Raw genomic sequence first — 16,348 nt, forward strand, 5'->3', positions numbered from 1 at the left:
TCTGCAAACTCCTTAGCTAATCTAAGTTTGAACTCAGGATCATAACGCTTGCCTCTCGGATGCTTCATCCATATTCACCCCTTCTTAGTCTACTATTCCTAACTTACTTGTCCAATTCCCCTGGGGGGTGAATACGTTTTCCCTTTGCGATCTCGATCTTGCGAATTAGTGCACACCCTCCGCCACTTCGTGGTCCTCCCTCAAGGGAGGACTTAAGATCAAGATCATCAGGAGCTAAACACAGCATGTATTGTTAGGGAGAAGAGGCATCATATGATCTCTTATTATCACCCTTGATTTATCGGTAATGATAAATGTAGCAAGGGAGGGCTTAAGATCAGGATCATCAGGAGCGAAATGCACCATATATTGTCTAGGAATGAGCATCATAGGATTCTCATTAACGCCATAACTTATGGATATTGATAACCTCCTTCAAGGAGGAAATAAAACCAAGATAAGTAAGATACAGCGTATTTGCTCAAGGGAGAAGAAGTATCATATGATCTCCTATTATCACCCTTGATTTATCGGTAATGATAAATGTAGCAAGGGAGAGATTAAGATCAGATTCACCAGGAGCCAAATACAGCGTATCTTTCTTGGGAGAAGGAATATCATATCACCTCTCATCGACTCCCTGACTTAAGGGCATGATGAGTTAGAACATGGTCAGATCCTCTGCTTGTTTTTCTTCAGGCTGTGCATCTCATCTCTCAATATGGCTGCGTCTTCAAACCTGAGCTCTCCAGCGGCCCTAATCATCTCCTCGTTCAGAAGAGCGACGTAATCATCGTAATCGAGAGACTCCTTTAGAGCCAGAACACCCTCCAGATAAGTTGCCCTTGCCTTTTCTTCTCTCTCTTTATTCAGATCCTCACCTGCGAACTCTTCAAAGATGTTTTTATAGAGGGGTTTCACTATGCTTTCGGGAGTGATGTTATTCTCTTTGTTATACACAAGCTGCTTGAGTCTTCTTCTGTTTGTTTCATCTATCGCCCTCTTCATTGAACCGGTGATCGTATCGGCATAAAGAATTACCTGACCGTTCACATTCCTCGCGGCTCTTCCGATGGTCTGAATCAGAGTTGTCTCGGAACGGAGGAAGCCTTCCTTATCTGCATCCATTATCGCGACCAGGGAGACTTCGGGAAGATCAAGTCCTTCCCTCAACAGATTGACACCTACCACGACCTCTACAGTGCCGTCTCGAAGCTTTCTTAAGACCTCGACCCGCTCAATCGCGTCAAGCTCGGAGTGAAGATACTCCGCTCTTATACCGACTTCGTTGAGATAGTCTGAAAGCATTTCGGCAGCCTTCTTAGTCAGAACCGTGACCAGAGCTCGTTCACTTCTCTTCTTGACGGTTCTCATCCTCTCGATAAAGTCATCTACCTGACTCTCGGTTGGATGCACAATGACTTCGGGATCTATGAGTCCCGTCGGCCTGATAACCTGATCGACGACTCTGGTAGAGTGTTCGGCCTCGAAATTACCCGGCGTCGCAGAGACAAAGATTATCTGTCCTACAGTCTTGAGGAACTCCTCGAACCTTAGAGGTCTGTTGTCGAAGGCGGCAGGTAACCTGAAGCCATAGTCGACAAGGTTCTTCTTTCTAGAATAGTCTCCCCTGTACATTGCTCCAAGCTGGGGGACCCCGATATGCGACTCATCTATGAATGTTATGAACTTCTCCTTATCAAAGTAGTCGAGCAGAGTGTAGGGTTTCTCTCCCGGATGACGACCGTCGAAGAAGCGGGAGTAGTTTTCTATTCCAGAGCAGTATCCGACACTAGAAAGCATCTCCATATCGTAAGTGGTTCGCTGTCGAAGCCTTTGCGACTCTAGATACTTGCCCTCTCTTTCGAGATGTTTCACTCTCTCCTCAAGCTCTTCTTCTATGTTTCGCATTGCTCCGAGAATCTTCTCCTGAGTCGTGACGAATTCCTTGGCAGGGTAGATGGTGACCATATCCAGCTCTTCGATTGTCTTTCTGTTTATAGGATCGAATGACACGATTCTCTCAATTTCATCATCGAAGAAGTACAACCGAATTCCATGATCCTCATAAGGAGGAAAGACTTCAAATATCTCTCCCTTCACGTGAAATACGCCCCCAGCAGAGATGTCCTCCGAACGGTTATACTGAATGCCTGCGAGCTTCAGGGCAAGCTCCCTTCTGTTGACCGTCTCTCCGCGCTCCAGATGGATGTTCATACTGGCGAAATCTCTCGGATCTCCGCTTGCATAGATCGCAGAAACACTTGCGAGTACGACTGTATCGTTCCTCGTCAGGACGGATTTCAGAGCGGAAATCCTCATCCTCTCCAGTGTTTCGTTTATCTGAGCTTCCTTTTCGATAAACAGATCCTTCGATGGAATGTACGATTCAGGCATGTAATAATCGTAGTAACTTATGAAGAGCTCTACTTTATTCTTCGGAAAGAAGGTTTTGAACTCTCTGTATAGCTGCGCCACAAGGGTCTTGTTAGGCGAAATCACTATGGCCGGTCTCTGAAGGGCGCTTATTACGTTCGCCATGGTGAAAGTCTTCCCCGAACCCGTTACCCCTAGAAGGGTCTGGAATCTATCTCCACTCTCAAGTCCTTCGATCAACTTCTCTATAGCCTGCGGTTGGTCTCCCTGAGGACTGTAAGAAGAATCAAGTTCGAAGAGCACCAGATCAACTCCTTTCGATGCTAACTGGTAAACAATTCTACACCATGCGAAGAGCAGTTTTCAATGGGCCGATCTTCTTCGCGTGCATCGATGAAACAGTCTCACTTACTGGAAACTCTTTCGGGAGAGTAGAGAGGTTAGCAGGAGAAGGATATTCGGCAAAATGAAGGCCGCGGTTCATTTGAATGATAGGTTTCGTTCGGGTTTCTCTCGATCTTGCAGAACTGCCGAAAGGTGAGCACTAACTCTCTACCCTTCTTCACGGAAGAGTGTTCGAATCCTATGCCGTTTGTTCTACTTACGCATCTCCTTTAGAGCGCCTTTGATCAACTCATGCATGTCGACGTCTGGGCTGTTTCTGAGAATCTTGACGACCGTTCTTCTGGCCTGAGACTCGTCGAATCCAAGAGATGCGAGCGCAACTATGGCCTCTTCGCCTACAGATCGTCGTACGTCGGGCATCGTTTCTTCGCTTTCAACGAAAGACGAGTCTATCAAAGATGAAAGCTCCACGATCATTCGCTCTGCAGTCTTCTTCCCGATTCCCGGCAGCGAAGAAAGCTCGGTAACGTTCTTTGAAGAGATTATCTGCTTTATTCTTGAAGGAGAGGCAGACGAGAGAATTTTCATAGCCGACTTCGGACCGATCTTGCTCGCTTTGAGCAAGATGTTGAACAATTCCTCCTCTTCCCTGTCCAAGAATCCATAGAGTTCCGGGGGTCTGTCCTGCGAATAAGAGACATACGTTAGGAAGAAGAATTCTCTGTCGCCGGAGAGTTTGGCGATTGTATTAGGGGTGCAGTTCAGCCTGAAGAAAAGCCCTCCAACCTTTACGACAACTTCAGACTCTCTAATCTCTCTTACTAGCCCTTCAATGCCTTCCAACACATTCCTTCACTCCAGTCAATATGTTTCTCGTCTCGCTGACCAGATACAGCGACCCGCAGACAAGAATCTTCTCAGAAGTCTGCAGCACTGTCTCCAAAGCGGCTTCATGAGAATCGACAAAACTAACTTGATCACAGTACCTCCTCCAGGTATTGGCGACTTCTTCCGGACGGAGACTCCTGTGATTCGGAACTCTGCAGACCACTACCCTGTCTGCTATCGATGAAAGCGTTCTTATGTTGCTTTCGTAGTCCTTGTCGTCGAGGCTGCCGAAAAGCAGAGTGAGCTTCTCGCCGGCAAAATACCGTTCGACTGTCTTTCTCAGAATCCTCGAGGCATCGGGATTGTGCGCGCCGTCAAGTATCACTGTCCTTGAGAGCACGGAAAAGACCTCAAATCTTCCGGGCCAAATAACGTTCTTCAAAGCCTTTCTCAAGCGGTTTTCATCTACTGATTTGCCAACCCTATCGAAGGCTGTTTCAACTGTTTTTAGCGCTACTGCTGCATTTGCTACTTGATGCTCGCCGTTGAGGTTGGTGATGAGATCGCAATACATATTCGTTCCTTCATAGTCGAAAACGTTGCTGTCTAGCTTGTATTCTCTGCCGTATGCGTTGAAGTCCTTCCCTATGAAGAAAGTCGGAGAACCCATGCTCTTAGCAGTTTCAGAGACAACCCTTCTGATGGCAGGTCTTGTGATTCCCGAAACCACCGGGCTGTTCACCTTGATTATTCCGGACTTTTCTACAGCTATCTTCTCTTCGGAATCGCCGAGAATACCTGTATGATCTAGTCCAATACTTGTTATCACCGAGACTAGAGAAGAGCTGATTACGTTGCTCGCATCGAACCTGCCTCCAAGACCAACTTCAAGAACGACAATATCGCAAGCCAGTTCCTTGAAATAGAGGAAGCTCATCGCGGTGACCACCTCAAAGAAGCTTGGAGCATACTCTTCGCCCTTCTCATCCATCTTCTTCAGCGCAGGCTCCATCGACTTCAGGATTCTGCAGATAGCGTCCTCCGAAATGTACTCTCCGTCAACCTGGATTCGTTCCCTGAAAGTCGTTATGTGAGGCGAGATATTCAGCCCGGCCTTCAAACCGTGAGAAGTGAACAGAGTTCTTACTATAGAAGCTACGCTGCCTTTCCCGTTTGTACCCGTTATATGGACAATAGGGTAGGATTCCTGCGGGTTGCCAAGACGCTCCAGAAGCTCTCTAATCCGGAAGAGACCGTACTTTATCTTTCCATATGGTCTTGAGTTGTAAAGATAGTGGATGGCCTCGGAGTAAGTCTTCATTTCAGGTCTTCAATAATCTTCTCGATCCTGCGGATGTTGTCCTGACTAATGATCAGCCTTTCCTTATTCTCGTTTACTACCTCTTCAGGAGCGTTGTCGACGAAGCTCTTATTCTCGAGTTTCGACTTTGTTCTGGCAAGGTCGCTTCTTTCCTTCTCAAGCTTCCCTTTCAATCTTTCAATTTCAGCAATCGTGTCGATCTCGCCCAGCACTACATACAGAGTGTTTCCTGAATCTCCCCAGGCAGATACGCTTCCCGATGCCTTTTCGCTCCTGGCAATCAGTTCACCCGAATTCGAAAGATTTGAGACGAGTTTGAGAATCTCGGTATCAATTCTCTCTCCGAGATAATAGACGTCTGTGCGTGAAGAAGGAGGTATATTCATTTCTGCCTTCACGTTTCTGATTCCCCTTACCATTTCCATGATCTTTGAGAATTCATTTTCGGAAGAAACATCGAAATCGGATTCATCAAATTCCGGCCATTTGGAGGCGATCAAAACACCTTTCGAATCGGGCAGTCTCTGCCAGAGTTCTTCCGTGATATACGGCATAAAGGGATGAAGCATTCTCAACGATGAGTCAAGGCTTCTTACAAGTACATTCTGCGCTATCGTTCTGTCTCTTCCGCCGCCGTTAAGTCTTGGCTTTATACTCTCTATATACCAGTCACAAAACTCGTTCCAGAAGAAGGAGTAGATCGTCTTTGCCGCGCTGGGGAAGTCATAAGAGTCTATGGCCTCTTCCACAGTCCTGACGGATCTTGCCAATCGTGAAAGGATCCACCTATCCTCAATTGCCAGCTTTTCTTTGCGCAGATCGATCTCTTCGAAGCCTTCCATGTTCAGCAGTGCAAATCTGGCTGCATTCCAGATCTTGTTTGCGAATTTCTTGTAAGTGTCAAAGAACTTGACGTCAAGTTTTATGTCGTGATTTTGCGCGGCTAGAATGGCCAATGTGAAGCGCATAGCGTCTGTTCCGTGTTCCTTGATGACATCCAGAGGGTCTATGCCGTTTCCGAGAGACTTCGACATCTTCCTGCCGTTCTTGTCTCTTATCAGCCTGGTTATGTAAACGTGATCGAACGGCCTGTCTCCAATGAAATGGTATCCGGCCATTATCATTCGGGCTACCCAGAAAAAGATGATATCGAAGGCCGTGACCAGTACATTTGTAGGATAGAAAGTCTCTAGATCGGGTGTCGTTTCCGGCCATCCAAGGGTAGTGAAGGGCCATAACTGTGAGGAGAACCATGTGTCAAGAACGTCTTCGTCCTGTCTCAATTTCCTGGAGCCGCACTTCGGACAAACCGAAGGATCGGTTTCTTCGACAATGACTTCGTTACAGTCATCGCAGTACCATACAGGAACCCTGTGACCCCACCACAGCTGGCGAGAAATGCACCAATCGCGAATCTCCCGCATCCAGTTAAGATATACTTTCTTCCAAGTCTCAGGGAAGAAGACGACTTCGCCATTCTCTACGGCAGCGATCGCTCTTTCCGCGAGAGGACCAACCTTGACGTACCATTGATCGGAAAGGGACGGCTCAACAACTGTGTCGCAGCGATAACACCTGCCCACCGCATGAACCATAGGCTCTACCTTGATTAGAAACCCCTGTTCCTCGAGGTCCTTGACTACTTGCTTCCTCGCTTCGTATCTATCTAGACCGCGATACTTCCCGCCGTTCTCGTTGATCTTCGCATCTTTGTCTATGACTTCGATTACCTCCAGACCATGTCTCAACCCTATCTGAAAATCGTTGGGGTCATGGGCGGGCGTGACCTTCAGCGCACCTGTGCCAAACGAAGGATCGACATACCTATCCTGAATAATCGGTATCTCCCTTTCCATAAGCGGCAGTATTACAGTCTTACCCGTCAGATCGGAATACCTTTCATCGGAGGGATAGACGGCAACCGCGGTATCGGCGAGCATCGTCTCAGGTCTGGTTGTAGCAATTACTACGAACTCTTCTCCGCCCTTGATCGGGTATTTTATGTGGTAAAAGGCTCCCTTTTCGTCTTCATGCTCTACTTCCTCATCTGAAAGAACCGTGGAACACCTCGGACACCAGTTAACAATGTACTTGCCTCTATAGATAAGCCCTTCCTTGTAGAGATCGACGAAGGCCTTTCTCACCGCTTCGCTTAGCCCGTCGTCCATAGTGAATCTCTCTCTTGACCAGTCCACCGAACAACCCATAGCTTCAATCTGCTCGCGAATCCGCTGCCTGTATTCCTTTGCCCAGTCCCATGTTGTTTCAAGGAACTTCTCTCGCCCCATCTCTTTGCGGTTCGTGCCCTTCTTGGCGAGATCCTTCTCAACTGCGTTTTGGGTCGCTATGCCGGCGTGGTCCTCGCCAGGGACCCATAACACTCTGAATCCTTTCATGCGCTTGAAGCGAATTATGAAATCTTGAATTACTAGATTTAGTGCGTGGCCCATATGGAGAGGCGCAGTAATATTAGGAGGCGGGATCATTATAGTGAATGGTTCACCCGTGCCTCTCGGTTCGAAGTAACCGCCTTCTTTCCAGCGAGAATACCACTTCTTCTCAAGCTCGGAAGGACTGTACCTGGTGCTCAGTTCCTTCATTTTGACTACCTCCTCGTGGTGCCGTCGGCATTTAAATCGAATTATAGCACGAAGTAAAAGGCGGTAATGGGAGATGCCGTTAATATGTAGATCAGCTCCTCATGTAGTACAATTCACTCGGTGAGAATATGGATGATGAAGGCACTTCAACCTATAAGAAAATCTACTCGATGGTTCGACAAATCCCACGTGGGAGAGTCGCAACTTACGGTCAGATAGCATCTCTTGTTGGCGGTTGTTCCGCAAGAATGGTGGGGTACGCCATGGCCGGTATCTCCGATGCGACCATACCCTGGCAGAGAGTAATCAATGCACGAGGAAGAATAAGCATTAGAGACCCAAATGGCTATTCGCTTCAAAAGGCGATTCTCGAAAGAGAGGGAGTTGTCTTCGACGAAAGCGATACAATCGATCTCGAGGTCTTCGGTTGGCAACCCTAGTGTACATTGCTAAGACCCGCTTGCTAAACAACGATGATCACTGCTCAAAACAACGTTGTCCGTCAACGGTCCAGAGAGAGGCCGCTGTACGCTTAAAAGCGGTGAACCCGCTGAACGCTGTGGAGAACCGTCCTTCGCTGAGACCCAAGTCCAGATCCTGAACAGGAGCACTTCAGGATGACGTCAAGGACTGTCATCCCGTGATGCACCTGCACGGGATCTCGCCCTGAGAGCTGCTGTGCGCTTAAGAACAAGAACCCGCTGAACGCTGACGAAGACAACGTTGTCCGTCAACGGTTCACCAGGTTCTCTTGCTCTTTCCTACCACGAACCCGCTACCCCCAACCCCGGCCTTTTGCTTTCCCTCTGACCCCCAAAGGTTGGACGCGAAGTGTCGCAACAAGGAAGCGCTTCTCAAAATGCTATAATTCCATATGAGGTGATTTAATGAAAGAACCCCGCATGATTGTCAATGAAGATGGGAAACCAGTTAGCGTGATTCTTAGTATTTCTACATATAAGAAGATTCTCGATGAGTTGGAAGAATTGGAAGAGATTCGAGCATACGACAAAGCTAAGAAGTCAACCGACAAGATTCTTCCGTTTGAAGAAGCTCTAGACAAATTCAAGCGTGAAGATGTCTGACTCATACAAACTTCTTATTCTCAGCAAAGCCGCAAGAGAGCTTCAGTCACTTCGAGAGCCGAACTATAGCAGAATCAAGCAAAGGATATTGTTGCTCGCGTCGAATCCGCGTCCAAGAGGTTCTAGTAAGTTGACCGGAAGAGAGGGATGGCGGATAAGAGCTGGTGACTATCGGATTATCTATGAGATTAGTGATCAAGATAAGTCAGTTACTATTCTGCATATCGGCCATCGTAGAAATGTATACAAGAATCTTTGAGACATATTCTTGATGTTGTAATCAGATAGAAGGAACACCATCTTCTCAAAAGTCGACTTCTGATTGCGCTCCTGAGCTTAAGAATAAAGAACCGCTCTTCCAAGAACGGGGCCGTGCTCTTCTCGGAGAACAGTGGACCGATAACGGATAACCGTTTCTTTTTCAACCTGCATCTTGTCACTTGCAACTGTTTGCGTTTTTCGCACCCAAAAAGAACGAGATCCTGGCCTGAACATTGCCAGGATGACCTGAAGCAAGAAAAGACAGTCATCCCGTGATGCCTTTGCACGGGATCTCGCCCTGAAGATCCGTTATACGCCAGAAGTTCCGCTGAACGCTTAAGAGCAAGGACCCGCTGAACGCTGACGAAGACAACGTTGTCCGTCAACGGTCCACCGTCCACCGATAAGAGAGCAGCTCTACGCTGGAAGAGCGGTCCTCCGTCAGCCGTCCAAGAACAAGTACCCGTTCACTGATAAGACCGTCGAGAAAGAGCACTGTCGAGACGTTCGCTGCGCTCACGAGAAGACGAGAAGCGGTGCCCTTCGACCCGTCAACCTGTAATGCTTTTGCACGGGATCTCGCCCTGAAGATCCGTTATACGCTTAAGAACAAGGACCCGCTGAACGCTGACGAAGACAACGTTGTCCGTCAACGGTCCGCCGTCCTCCGACCAAGAAGAGCATTTCAAGAGACTTATAGAGTTTATTGGCTCTTGTTCTTATAACTCACAACTTGCATCTTGGAACTTGCAACTGTTTCAAAGATCGAGATCCTGGCCTGAACATTGCCAGGATGACCTGAAGCAAGAAAAGACAGTCATCCCGTGATGCACCTGCACGGGATCTTGCCCTTAAGATCCGCTGAACGCTTAAAAACGGTGAACCCGCTGATCGCTGGAAGTTCCGCTGTACGCTTAAAAGCGGAGAACCCGCTGTACGCTGGCGAAGACAACGTTGTCCGTCCACGGTCCGCCGTCTACCGAGAAGAGCGTTTCAAGAGACTTAGAGAGTTTCTTAACTCTTGTTCTTATAACTCACAACTTGCATCTTGGAACTTGCAACTCTCGGTCTTGGAGAATGGAGAACCGATAACGGATAACCGTTCCTGCGACTCACAACTTGCATCTTGGAACTTGCAACTGATGCGATTCTCGGAGGACGGTGGATCGTTAATGGTTGACCGTTTTCCAAGTCGCACACAAGCAGAGAGATCAATGAATTTTCTGATGAAAGAACATGCCACTGCATAACCATCTGAGTTGCTCCATGTCTTCACCGAATATCTTAATGAATCTGAAAATCTCCTCATCTAAGTTATCAGTTCATTAGGAGGGCGAACAGCCGTTCGCCCCTACAAGCGGCTCTTCGATCTTTGCCAGCGGGTCCATGCTCTACCCAGCGTCCAGCCCTCAGCGGCTCTTTTGCCCGGCGCAGCCGGAACTGGCCTCGCCGAAGGCAGCAATCCGCAGAAACTTCTATCACTCGCCAACTACATGAATCGTGAGTGTGTGGACCTTTTCGATCGTCTTTTCGCCAAATTCGCCGAAGAATCTGAAGGGAATCTCATAGTCGCCCACTTCTTGTGGAGTCCAGCGGAAGATGCAGTGATCGTGCTTGTCGAGGAGAGTGCCTGCTTCTGACTGAAGCTCGACTCCGTTCGTCGATCTCCAGATCCATGCGTGATCGGAGAAGGACCATTTGTCATATCCCACAAATCGCCACTCTGCGATCAGTGCATTTACCCTAAACTCAATCAATTCACCAACAGGAGATGTGATTTCCGGCACGGGAATGGTTCTCGAGAACTGCTCAAATGAGTTTAAGTAAAACAAGTCTTCCCATAATGGAACGATGTTTCTTCCTGCACTTTCGTAGGCCTTTTCAACTAAGCCGACGCATGAATAGATATCTCGTTTTGTGAAGGGAAGATTCAAGTAGCCAGACCAGGCGAGGCCTACAGACCACATTGCCCCATGGTAGGCCTCCTCAAATATGTATCTGGATATTTGTCTCCGTTCGAGCGGGGTTATATCTCCGGAGTATCTCATCGCCCCTGTAAAACCGGAAGACCAGTATTTAAGCCATCGCGATTCGTACGTGTCGTAGTTGAAGAGATTCACATAAGAGTGGTTTTCAATATCGTTGGGGAAGACAAAGACACCCTCCTCGACGAGATTGTATCCGTGTGTCAAAAACGGGTAGGATTCTCCAAATGTCTTTCCGTCGTTTTGACCCAGACCTTCATCTGTCATTGCCGTGGCATAGTCGACACCGAGATATACTGCCGAGTGTGAAGGGATCCAGTTTGGTCCGATATGATAGAGTAGATCGCCTTCGAGCAGGTACTTTCCGGGCAGATGTTGTGCTGTGTAGAGGGCATCTGCCTTTGATATCAACAGGCAGTACGGCAGTTTTGTGAATCGAACGAACGTGGAGAAGGAATCTATGCTGCACTGTACCTGAAACTCCTCTCCTACTGGGGCGAAGGAAGTCGCGCTCAGGAGCGGCTGCATCATCAAGATCTGATCATCGTGCAGGTCGAATTCGTCGTGAGAAAGTTCGAATACCGGCCCGGGAATTGAGCCGCTGCTTTCGTGGAAGACAACCAGGATCGTTCGTTCCGATACGCTCTGCACTTCGTATACGATGGTTTCCTTCTCACTGACTCCATTGAAGAATACTGTCACTCCTCTGGAGACGATGAAGGAGTTGTCGCCAGGATGCAGCAACAAAACCTTATGCCCAGGCTTGGTGGGAATCAGCCTGGTACATCCCACTGTGAACAAGATACACAAAGCGACTAAAAGAACCAATCTCCGAATTTGGATACTCATCATTAAGTTTACCATCTCAGAAAGGAAAGACAGATAACACCTATGGTAAATTATACAGTGTAAGACAGGAGGCATGATGAGAAGAATTCCCAGGTCAACATCGGTTGCCGTAGGCACTATAGCGATCCTTACCTTTTCTATTATCTCGAAGGGCATGGGTTTTTTCAGGGAAATGCTTGTCGCCGGTCTCTTCGGGACGTCCGCAAATCTCGATGCGGTCTTTGTTGCAATGACGCCTGCAACGACCCTTTCAGGGATAATTGCCGGAGCTTTTGCCGCCATCTTCGTGCCTGTATACCACTCTATAAGGAATGAAGACCCCGAGAGATCAAAGAGATACGCCGGAGCGGTTCTTATATCGGGTTCTCTGGTCTTTCTCTCTATGGGGATAGTCTTTCTGGTGATTCCGGACCTCGTTATAAGACTTTTCGCTCCGGGTTTTTCGGGTGAAGTCGTCGCTTATGCCGCAAGAAAGTTGAGATATCTATCAATATACCCGTTGATCGGCGGACTAGAAAGCATACTAGGCGCCGTGCTGAAGTCAAACAGGAGGTTCATCCAGTTCGGCTTCTCGCAGCTCTTTTTCAACATTATCGCGATTCCAGTGATATTCTTGACCGCTCCCTTTCTCTCGGAAGCCTCCTACATACTGGCCTGGATTCTCGGCAACACCTTCACCGTGATAGCGTATCTGGTCCAATCAAGAGACCTGTTCTCTCTGAGAATCGGAAAGGGAACGTCTATAGTAGAGACGCTATACCTGAGTTTGCCTCTGATCTTTTCGGGGAGTCTCGGAGTCATCAACAACATGGTTGACAAAGCCTTTGTTTCGCTCCTTCCGCCCGGACGTGTCGCTTCGCTGCAATATGCTCACACTCTTCTGGGCCTGATTACTTTCATGATCGCTGCCTTCCAGATGACAGCCTATACGGAGCTTTCTGAATTTGTCGTTTCCGGTGACAAGAAGAAGGTGCAGGAACGATTGAGAAAGACAGTCACAACGTCATTGAACATCTCGCTGCCTCTGGCGGCATGGATCATCATGATGGCGGAACCCCTAGTGAGGATAATCTATCAGCGCGGACAGTTCGACGCCGACTCGACGAGTCTTGTAAGCATGGCGCTTATCGGATATGGGGCTTTGATAATCCTCTCACCGATTTCGCATACGTGCACAAGTTATTTCACTGCAAGAAAGAGACTGAAGGCTATAACGATCGTATCCGTCTTTTCGATCTTTCTGAACGCGTTGTTTGACTGGCTTATGCTCAGGCCGCTTGAACATGCGGGAATAGCAGCGAGTACATCTCTCGTCGTACTCAACGCTACTATAATATATGTTTGGCTAATAGGAAGAGAGGGCGTTAAATTCATGCCGGTGAAGAGGATACTGAGGCTATTGGGCCTTTCGGCGGGTGTTTTCATTGTCGTCGCCTTTCTCAGGCTGAATACCAGTACCTTGATCTGGCTGGTTTTCGGAAACCTGCTCTTCTCCTGCCTGTTCTTTTTCAGTGCCAGGAGCGAACTTAAGGCGATATATACGAGAATGAAGATGCTTTTTAAGAGAAGGTGATCTGCAGTATTTCTCGAAATGGGTTTCGATTTTGAGATAGGGCTGCTTGCATAGCGGGAGGAAATCTCATGAGAGATATTGTGATAGTAGGAGCCGGTCCTGCCGGACTCTTCACGGCCATAAACTGCACAACAATGGGTAGAAATGTAACGGTGATTGAGAAAACGAATACCCCCGGAAAGAAGCTGCTGATTTCCGGCGGAGGTCAATGCAATCTTACTAACGTCGAGCCGACAAGGGCAATGCTAGACAGATACTTTGGCTCGGGAAGATTTCTTAAACCGGCATTGATGTCCTTTGACTCGAGCAAGCTGATGAACTTCTTTGAAGAGAGAGGACTTAAGCTGTTTGTAAGTGAGGATGGCAAGGTCTTTCCCTCAACTTACTCTGCAAGAGATGTTCTGGAAGTGTTGCTTGCCGAGTGTGAGAAGCAAGGGATCCGGATACTTTACAATTGCCGCGTCAAAGGAATAGCTCGACGAACAACGGGCGGATTTGTTGTCTCTTCTCACAAAGGAGAGATAGGTGCCGATTATCTGGTGCTTGCTACTGGAGGCAGAAGCTACGAGGGCACAGGCTCATCGGGGGATGGATACTCTATCGCCTCGGCGCTCGGTCATAGCATAGTCGAGCCAAGGCCTGCATTGACATCAGTTTCTATAAAGGATTTCGAGTTTGGTGACCTTGCCGGCGTCTCTCTGAAAGCGGTCGATGTTTCCCTGTGGAGGGATTCAAAGAAAACGACTAGCCGGACTGAGGACTTGTTGATCACTCACGAAGGGCTTTCTGGACCTGCCATTCTCCACCTTTCCAGAGAAGCCGGGCGAGGAGATGAAATTCGAGTCAACTTCAGTGGAATGACCCGCGAGGAGCTTGAAAGGAGAATCATAAAATTGACAGCTGAAGAGGGCAAGAAGCTCTTGAAGACATCGCTCCATGACCTGGGTCTTCCCGAAAGATTGCTGGATAAGATCCTGGAGATGAATGGAATAACCGAGCGATTGTGTTCCGAATTGAAGAAAGAGGAAAGAAAGAAGCTGATATCCAGTCTCTTTGAAATGAGTTTTGAGATCGAAAGCGTAGGCGGGTTTTCGCAGGCCATGGTCACAAGGGGGGGCGTTCAGTTATCCGAAGTGAACCCGAAGACAATGGAGTCAAGAATCGTTCCGAATCTCTTCTTTGCGGGAGAAATTCTCGACTTCGATGGAGAGACGGGAGGTTACAATCTCCAGGCCGCCTTCTCGACCGGTTACGTAGCGGGAACCACAATAAACAAAAGAACATCACGAGAAGACCAGTAGTTTTGAGTATTATTCTAGTTATTTTCTAAGAGGAACTATATGTTAATATGATAAGAGAACGATTGATAAGACATTTGTGATCCATTCAGAGCTCGATTCAAGATAGACGATCTCTTGGAATTGGAACCTTCGAGCAATTCTCTTTGAGCAATCTGCTGATAGTTTTTTGTAGCACGGAGGAGGTGCTCCTTGGAGGTAAAGAAACCAAAGTGGTTTGACGACTGGGTCGAGATCGACGAGAATTATCTGCAAGAAGCTGGAACCAGCTGGAAGCTCAAGGCTAATGCACCCAAGAGAGTTAGAAAGGAGTACGAGAAACTGATGGATCAGATTACGGCGAAGGGTCCGTACTCATACTCGTGGAAGCATGAACGCTAGATCGAGCTCAGTTGAAGGTGCTTCATAGAGGCATAGGCTCAAGAACGTTGTCTTGAAATGGAGGTTTGTGAGTTGAGTATAAGCACTGGAAGAGGTGATGGAGGAGAAACAAGCCTCTGGAGCGGCGAGAGAATAGAGAAAGATAGTCACCGCGTCGAAGCATACGGAACAATAGATGAACTCAGTTCCTTTCTAGGCGAAGCGAAACACCATGTCAGCGAAGAGGTTGCTGACCAAATCGTTTCGATTCAAAGATTCCTCTTTAGAGTTACCGGTCAATTGGCTTCAATAGATGTCAAATATGTTGAGCCCGTTGAAGAGAGTGATGTTCAGAAACTCACCGAAATGATTCACAAATATGAATCAGTGGTGAGACTTGATGGTTTCGTTATCCCCGGAAGCACCATTGCGTCATCCAAACTGGACATCTGCAGGACTGTGGCAAGAAGGGCCGAAAGAAGAATACTGACGCTTTCTAAAAACGAGCATGTTGACAGCGTGATTGTGAAGTACGTTAACAGGCTTTCAGATCTTCTTTTCATTCTTGCGAGATATGAGGAGTATAGGGCAGGGAAGATAGTTTACAAGCGAGACGTAGAGTAAAACGATCTACCGATAGCTGATTTTCGCTACTCCGTCCTTCATACAGGAGCCGAAGCTGTACGCTACGGAGTTCGTATCCATCCCGGGCAAGTAGAAGACAGTAATCATCTCGTCGACATCCTGCCCCGAAGACTCCCACATATCGCGAGTGATGCTTTCTAGCTCCATCTTGCTAACCACAGATTTCTTAAGCAGAATCCTCGCAGTGCGTCTTCGCCAGGCCTTTCCGAAATCCCTGACGGTCACCACCGAATATGTGCCTTCAACATTCGACGCCAATCCCTAACTCTCCCCTCTGATAGATAAATCATTATACATCATGTTACGGATAAATGCCAACTGATGCAAACACCTTTGTCAGAAATAAAGTTTATACAATACGCAAACTAAACTATCAGAGATTGTTTCGCAAAACGGAATAATAGATACATTAAATCCAGATTATAAATCTGGCGCCGATTTCTATGTAGACAAATCTCCGGAAGGGCCTTCTTAGAAATTCCTGGCGATTCAAAGAGCAAGAGAACTCTCTTCTAGAAGGTTTTTCTCTTCCGCCTGCTTCTTCAGAGCCCGGCCATCAAAAGTACTAGCCGATGTTGCTTCTTCCTATGCCCAAGACCTTGTGGCAGTAAGGACAGAAATAGACCGCAGTCTTACTCAACAAGAGTCCAGATCCCTTTTGTTTGAAGAATTTCTCAGGAAGTTCCTATTCGCAGTGGGGACACTTCGGGTTCAACTCTTCCTTTCTTACTGATCTCAATCTAAGCTCAATTTGCTCAGCTCCTTTTCTCAAGATGAACTATCTCGGTAATCAATATGTCTTCATTCAGTGAACTTTTGGTG

At 47.6% G+C, this 16,348-nt stretch carries 13 protein-coding genes; 7 read left to right on the forward strand and 6 right to left on the reverse strand.

Features of this window, described 5'->3' with window-relative positions:
* Positions 1-672: 672 nt before the first annotated feature.
* The 4 genes from uvrB to Q502_RS04775 form a co-directional block, all read right to left on the reverse strand.
* Positions 673-2,679, reverse strand: coding sequence for an excinuclease ABC subunit UvrB (gene uvrB / locus Q502_RS04760; protein WP_102819092.1), 2,007 nt, complete (start codon positions 2,677-2,679; stop codon positions 673-675).
* 294 nt (positions 2,680-2,973) lie between these two features.
* Positions 2,974-3,567 carry a Holliday junction branch migration protein RuvA gene (ruvA, locus tag Q502_RS04765; RefSeq protein ID WP_102819091.1) on the reverse strand — a complete coding sequence of 198 codons (594 nt, stop codon included), beginning with the start codon at positions 3,565-3,567 and terminating at the stop codon, positions 2,974-2,976.
* A complete protein-coding gene (locus tag Q502_RS04770; protein ID WP_112109525.1) occupies positions 3,551-4,870 on the reverse strand; it encodes a folylpolyglutamate synthase/dihydrofolate synthase family protein in 1,320 nt (439 codons plus the stop codon). Before Q502_RS04770 ends, ruvA begins: the two co-directional genes overlap by 17 nt.
* Entirely contained in the window at positions 4,867-7,470 is a 2,604-nt protein-coding gene (locus tag Q502_RS04775) for a valine--tRNA ligase (protein WP_102819090.1), read from the reverse strand. Before Q502_RS04775 ends, Q502_RS04770 begins: the two co-directional genes overlap by 4 nt.
* A 128-nt stretch (positions 7,471-7,598) precedes the next feature.
* On the opposite strand from Q502_RS04775, the gene Q502_RS04780 reads away from it, so the two are divergent.
* The 3 genes from Q502_RS04780 to Q502_RS15025 all read left to right on the forward strand — a co-directional run bounded on the left by Q502_RS04780 (position 7,599) and on the right by Q502_RS15025 (position 8,814).
* Positions 7,599-7,910 carry an MGMT family protein gene (locus tag Q502_RS04780; protein WP_102819089.1) on the forward strand — a complete coding sequence of 104 codons (312 nt, stop codon included), beginning with the start codon at positions 7,599-7,601 and terminating at the stop codon, positions 7,908-7,910.
* Positions 7,911-8,357: 447 nt separating this feature from the next.
* A complete protein-coding gene (locus tag Q502_RS04785; protein ID WP_099829420.1) occupies positions 8,358-8,555 on the forward strand; it encodes a hypothetical protein in 198 nt (65 codons plus the stop codon).
* A complete protein-coding gene (locus Q502_RS15025) occupies positions 8,548-8,814 on the forward strand; it encodes a type II toxin-antitoxin system RelE/ParE family toxin (protein WP_099829421.1) in 267 nt (88 codons plus the stop codon). The genes Q502_RS04785 and Q502_RS15025 overlap by 8 nt, the downstream gene beginning before the upstream one ends.
* Before the next feature lie 1,480 nt (positions 8,815-10,294).
* On the opposite strand, the gene Q502_RS04805 is transcribed toward Q502_RS15025, so the two are convergent.
* Entirely contained in the window at positions 10,295-11,545 is a 1,251-nt protein-coding gene (locus Q502_RS04805; protein ID WP_258001920.1) for a hypothetical protein, read from the reverse strand.
* 181 nt (positions 11,546-11,726) lie between these two features.
* Here Q502_RS04805 and murJ point away from each other — a divergent pair, with 181 nt between their 5' ends.
* From murJ to Q502_RS04825, 4 genes are all read left to right on the forward strand, one after another.
* A complete protein-coding gene (gene murJ / locus Q502_RS04810; RefSeq protein WP_102819087.1) occupies positions 11,727-13,223 on the forward strand; it encodes a murein biosynthesis integral membrane protein MurJ in 1,497 nt (498 codons plus the stop codon).
* A gap of 68 nt (positions 13,224-13,291) precedes the next feature.
* Positions 13,292-14,524 (forward strand): NAD(P)/FAD-dependent oxidoreductase, encoded by a 1,233-nt coding sequence (locus Q502_RS04815; RefSeq protein WP_102819086.1) that lies wholly within the window; start codon positions 13,292-13,294, stop codon positions 14,522-14,524.
* A gap of 189 nt (positions 14,525-14,713) precedes the next feature.
* The gene (locus tag Q502_RS04820; RefSeq protein ID WP_102819085.1) at positions 14,714-14,902 is read left to right on the forward strand and encodes a hypothetical protein; all 189 of its coding nucleotides are present in this window, start codon (positions 14,714-14,716) and stop codon (positions 14,900-14,902) included.
* 72 nt (positions 14,903-14,974) lie between these two features.
* Entirely contained in the window at positions 14,975-15,505 is a 531-nt protein-coding gene (locus tag Q502_RS04825) for a cob(I)yrinic acid a,c-diamide adenosyltransferase (RefSeq protein ID WP_102819084.1), read from the forward strand.
* Positions 15,506-15,511: 6 nt separating this feature from the next.
* Here the strand turns inward: Q502_RS04825 and Q502_RS04830 are convergent, their stop codons facing one another.
* On the reverse strand, positions 15,512-15,784 hold the full coding sequence (locus tag Q502_RS04830; RefSeq protein WP_102819083.1) for a hypothetical protein: 273 nt from the start codon (positions 15,782-15,784) through the stop codon (positions 15,512-15,514).
* Between the last annotated feature and the right edge of the window lie 564 nt (positions 15,785-16,348).

The sequence above is a fragment of the Mesotoga sp. Brook.08.YT.4.2.5.2. genome (assembly GCF_003351125.1).
Classification (GTDB): domain Bacteria; phylum Thermotogota; class Thermotogae; order Petrotogales; family Kosmotogaceae; genus Mesotoga.

Coding starts and splice junctions, on each gene's coding strand:
- Q502_RS04770 (WP_112109525.1), bottom strand. CDS start 4,870: ATGAAGACTTACTCCGAGGCCATCCACTATCTTTACAACTCAAGACCA.
- Q502_RS04775 (WP_102819090.1), bottom strand. CDS start 7,470: ATGAAGGAACTGAGCACCAGGTACAGTCCTTCCGAGCTTGAGAAGAAG.
- Q502_RS04780 (WP_102819089.1), top strand. CDS start 7,599: ATGGATGATGAAGGCACTTCAACCTATAAGAAAATCTACTCGATGGTT.
- Q502_RS04785 (WP_099829420.1), top strand. CDS start 8,358: ATGAAAGAACCCCGCATGATTGTCAATGAAGATGGGAAACCAGTTAGC.
- Q502_RS15025 (WP_099829421.1), top strand. CDS start 8,548: ATGTCTGACTCATACAAACTTCTTATTCTCAGCAAAGCCGCAAGAGAG.
- murJ (WP_102819087.1), top strand. CDS start 11,727: ATGAGAAGAATTCCCAGGTCAACATCGGTTGCCGTAGGCACTATAGCG.
- Q502_RS04815 (WP_102819086.1), top strand. CDS start 13,292: ATGAGAGATATTGTGATAGTAGGAGCCGGTCCTGCCGGACTCTTCACG.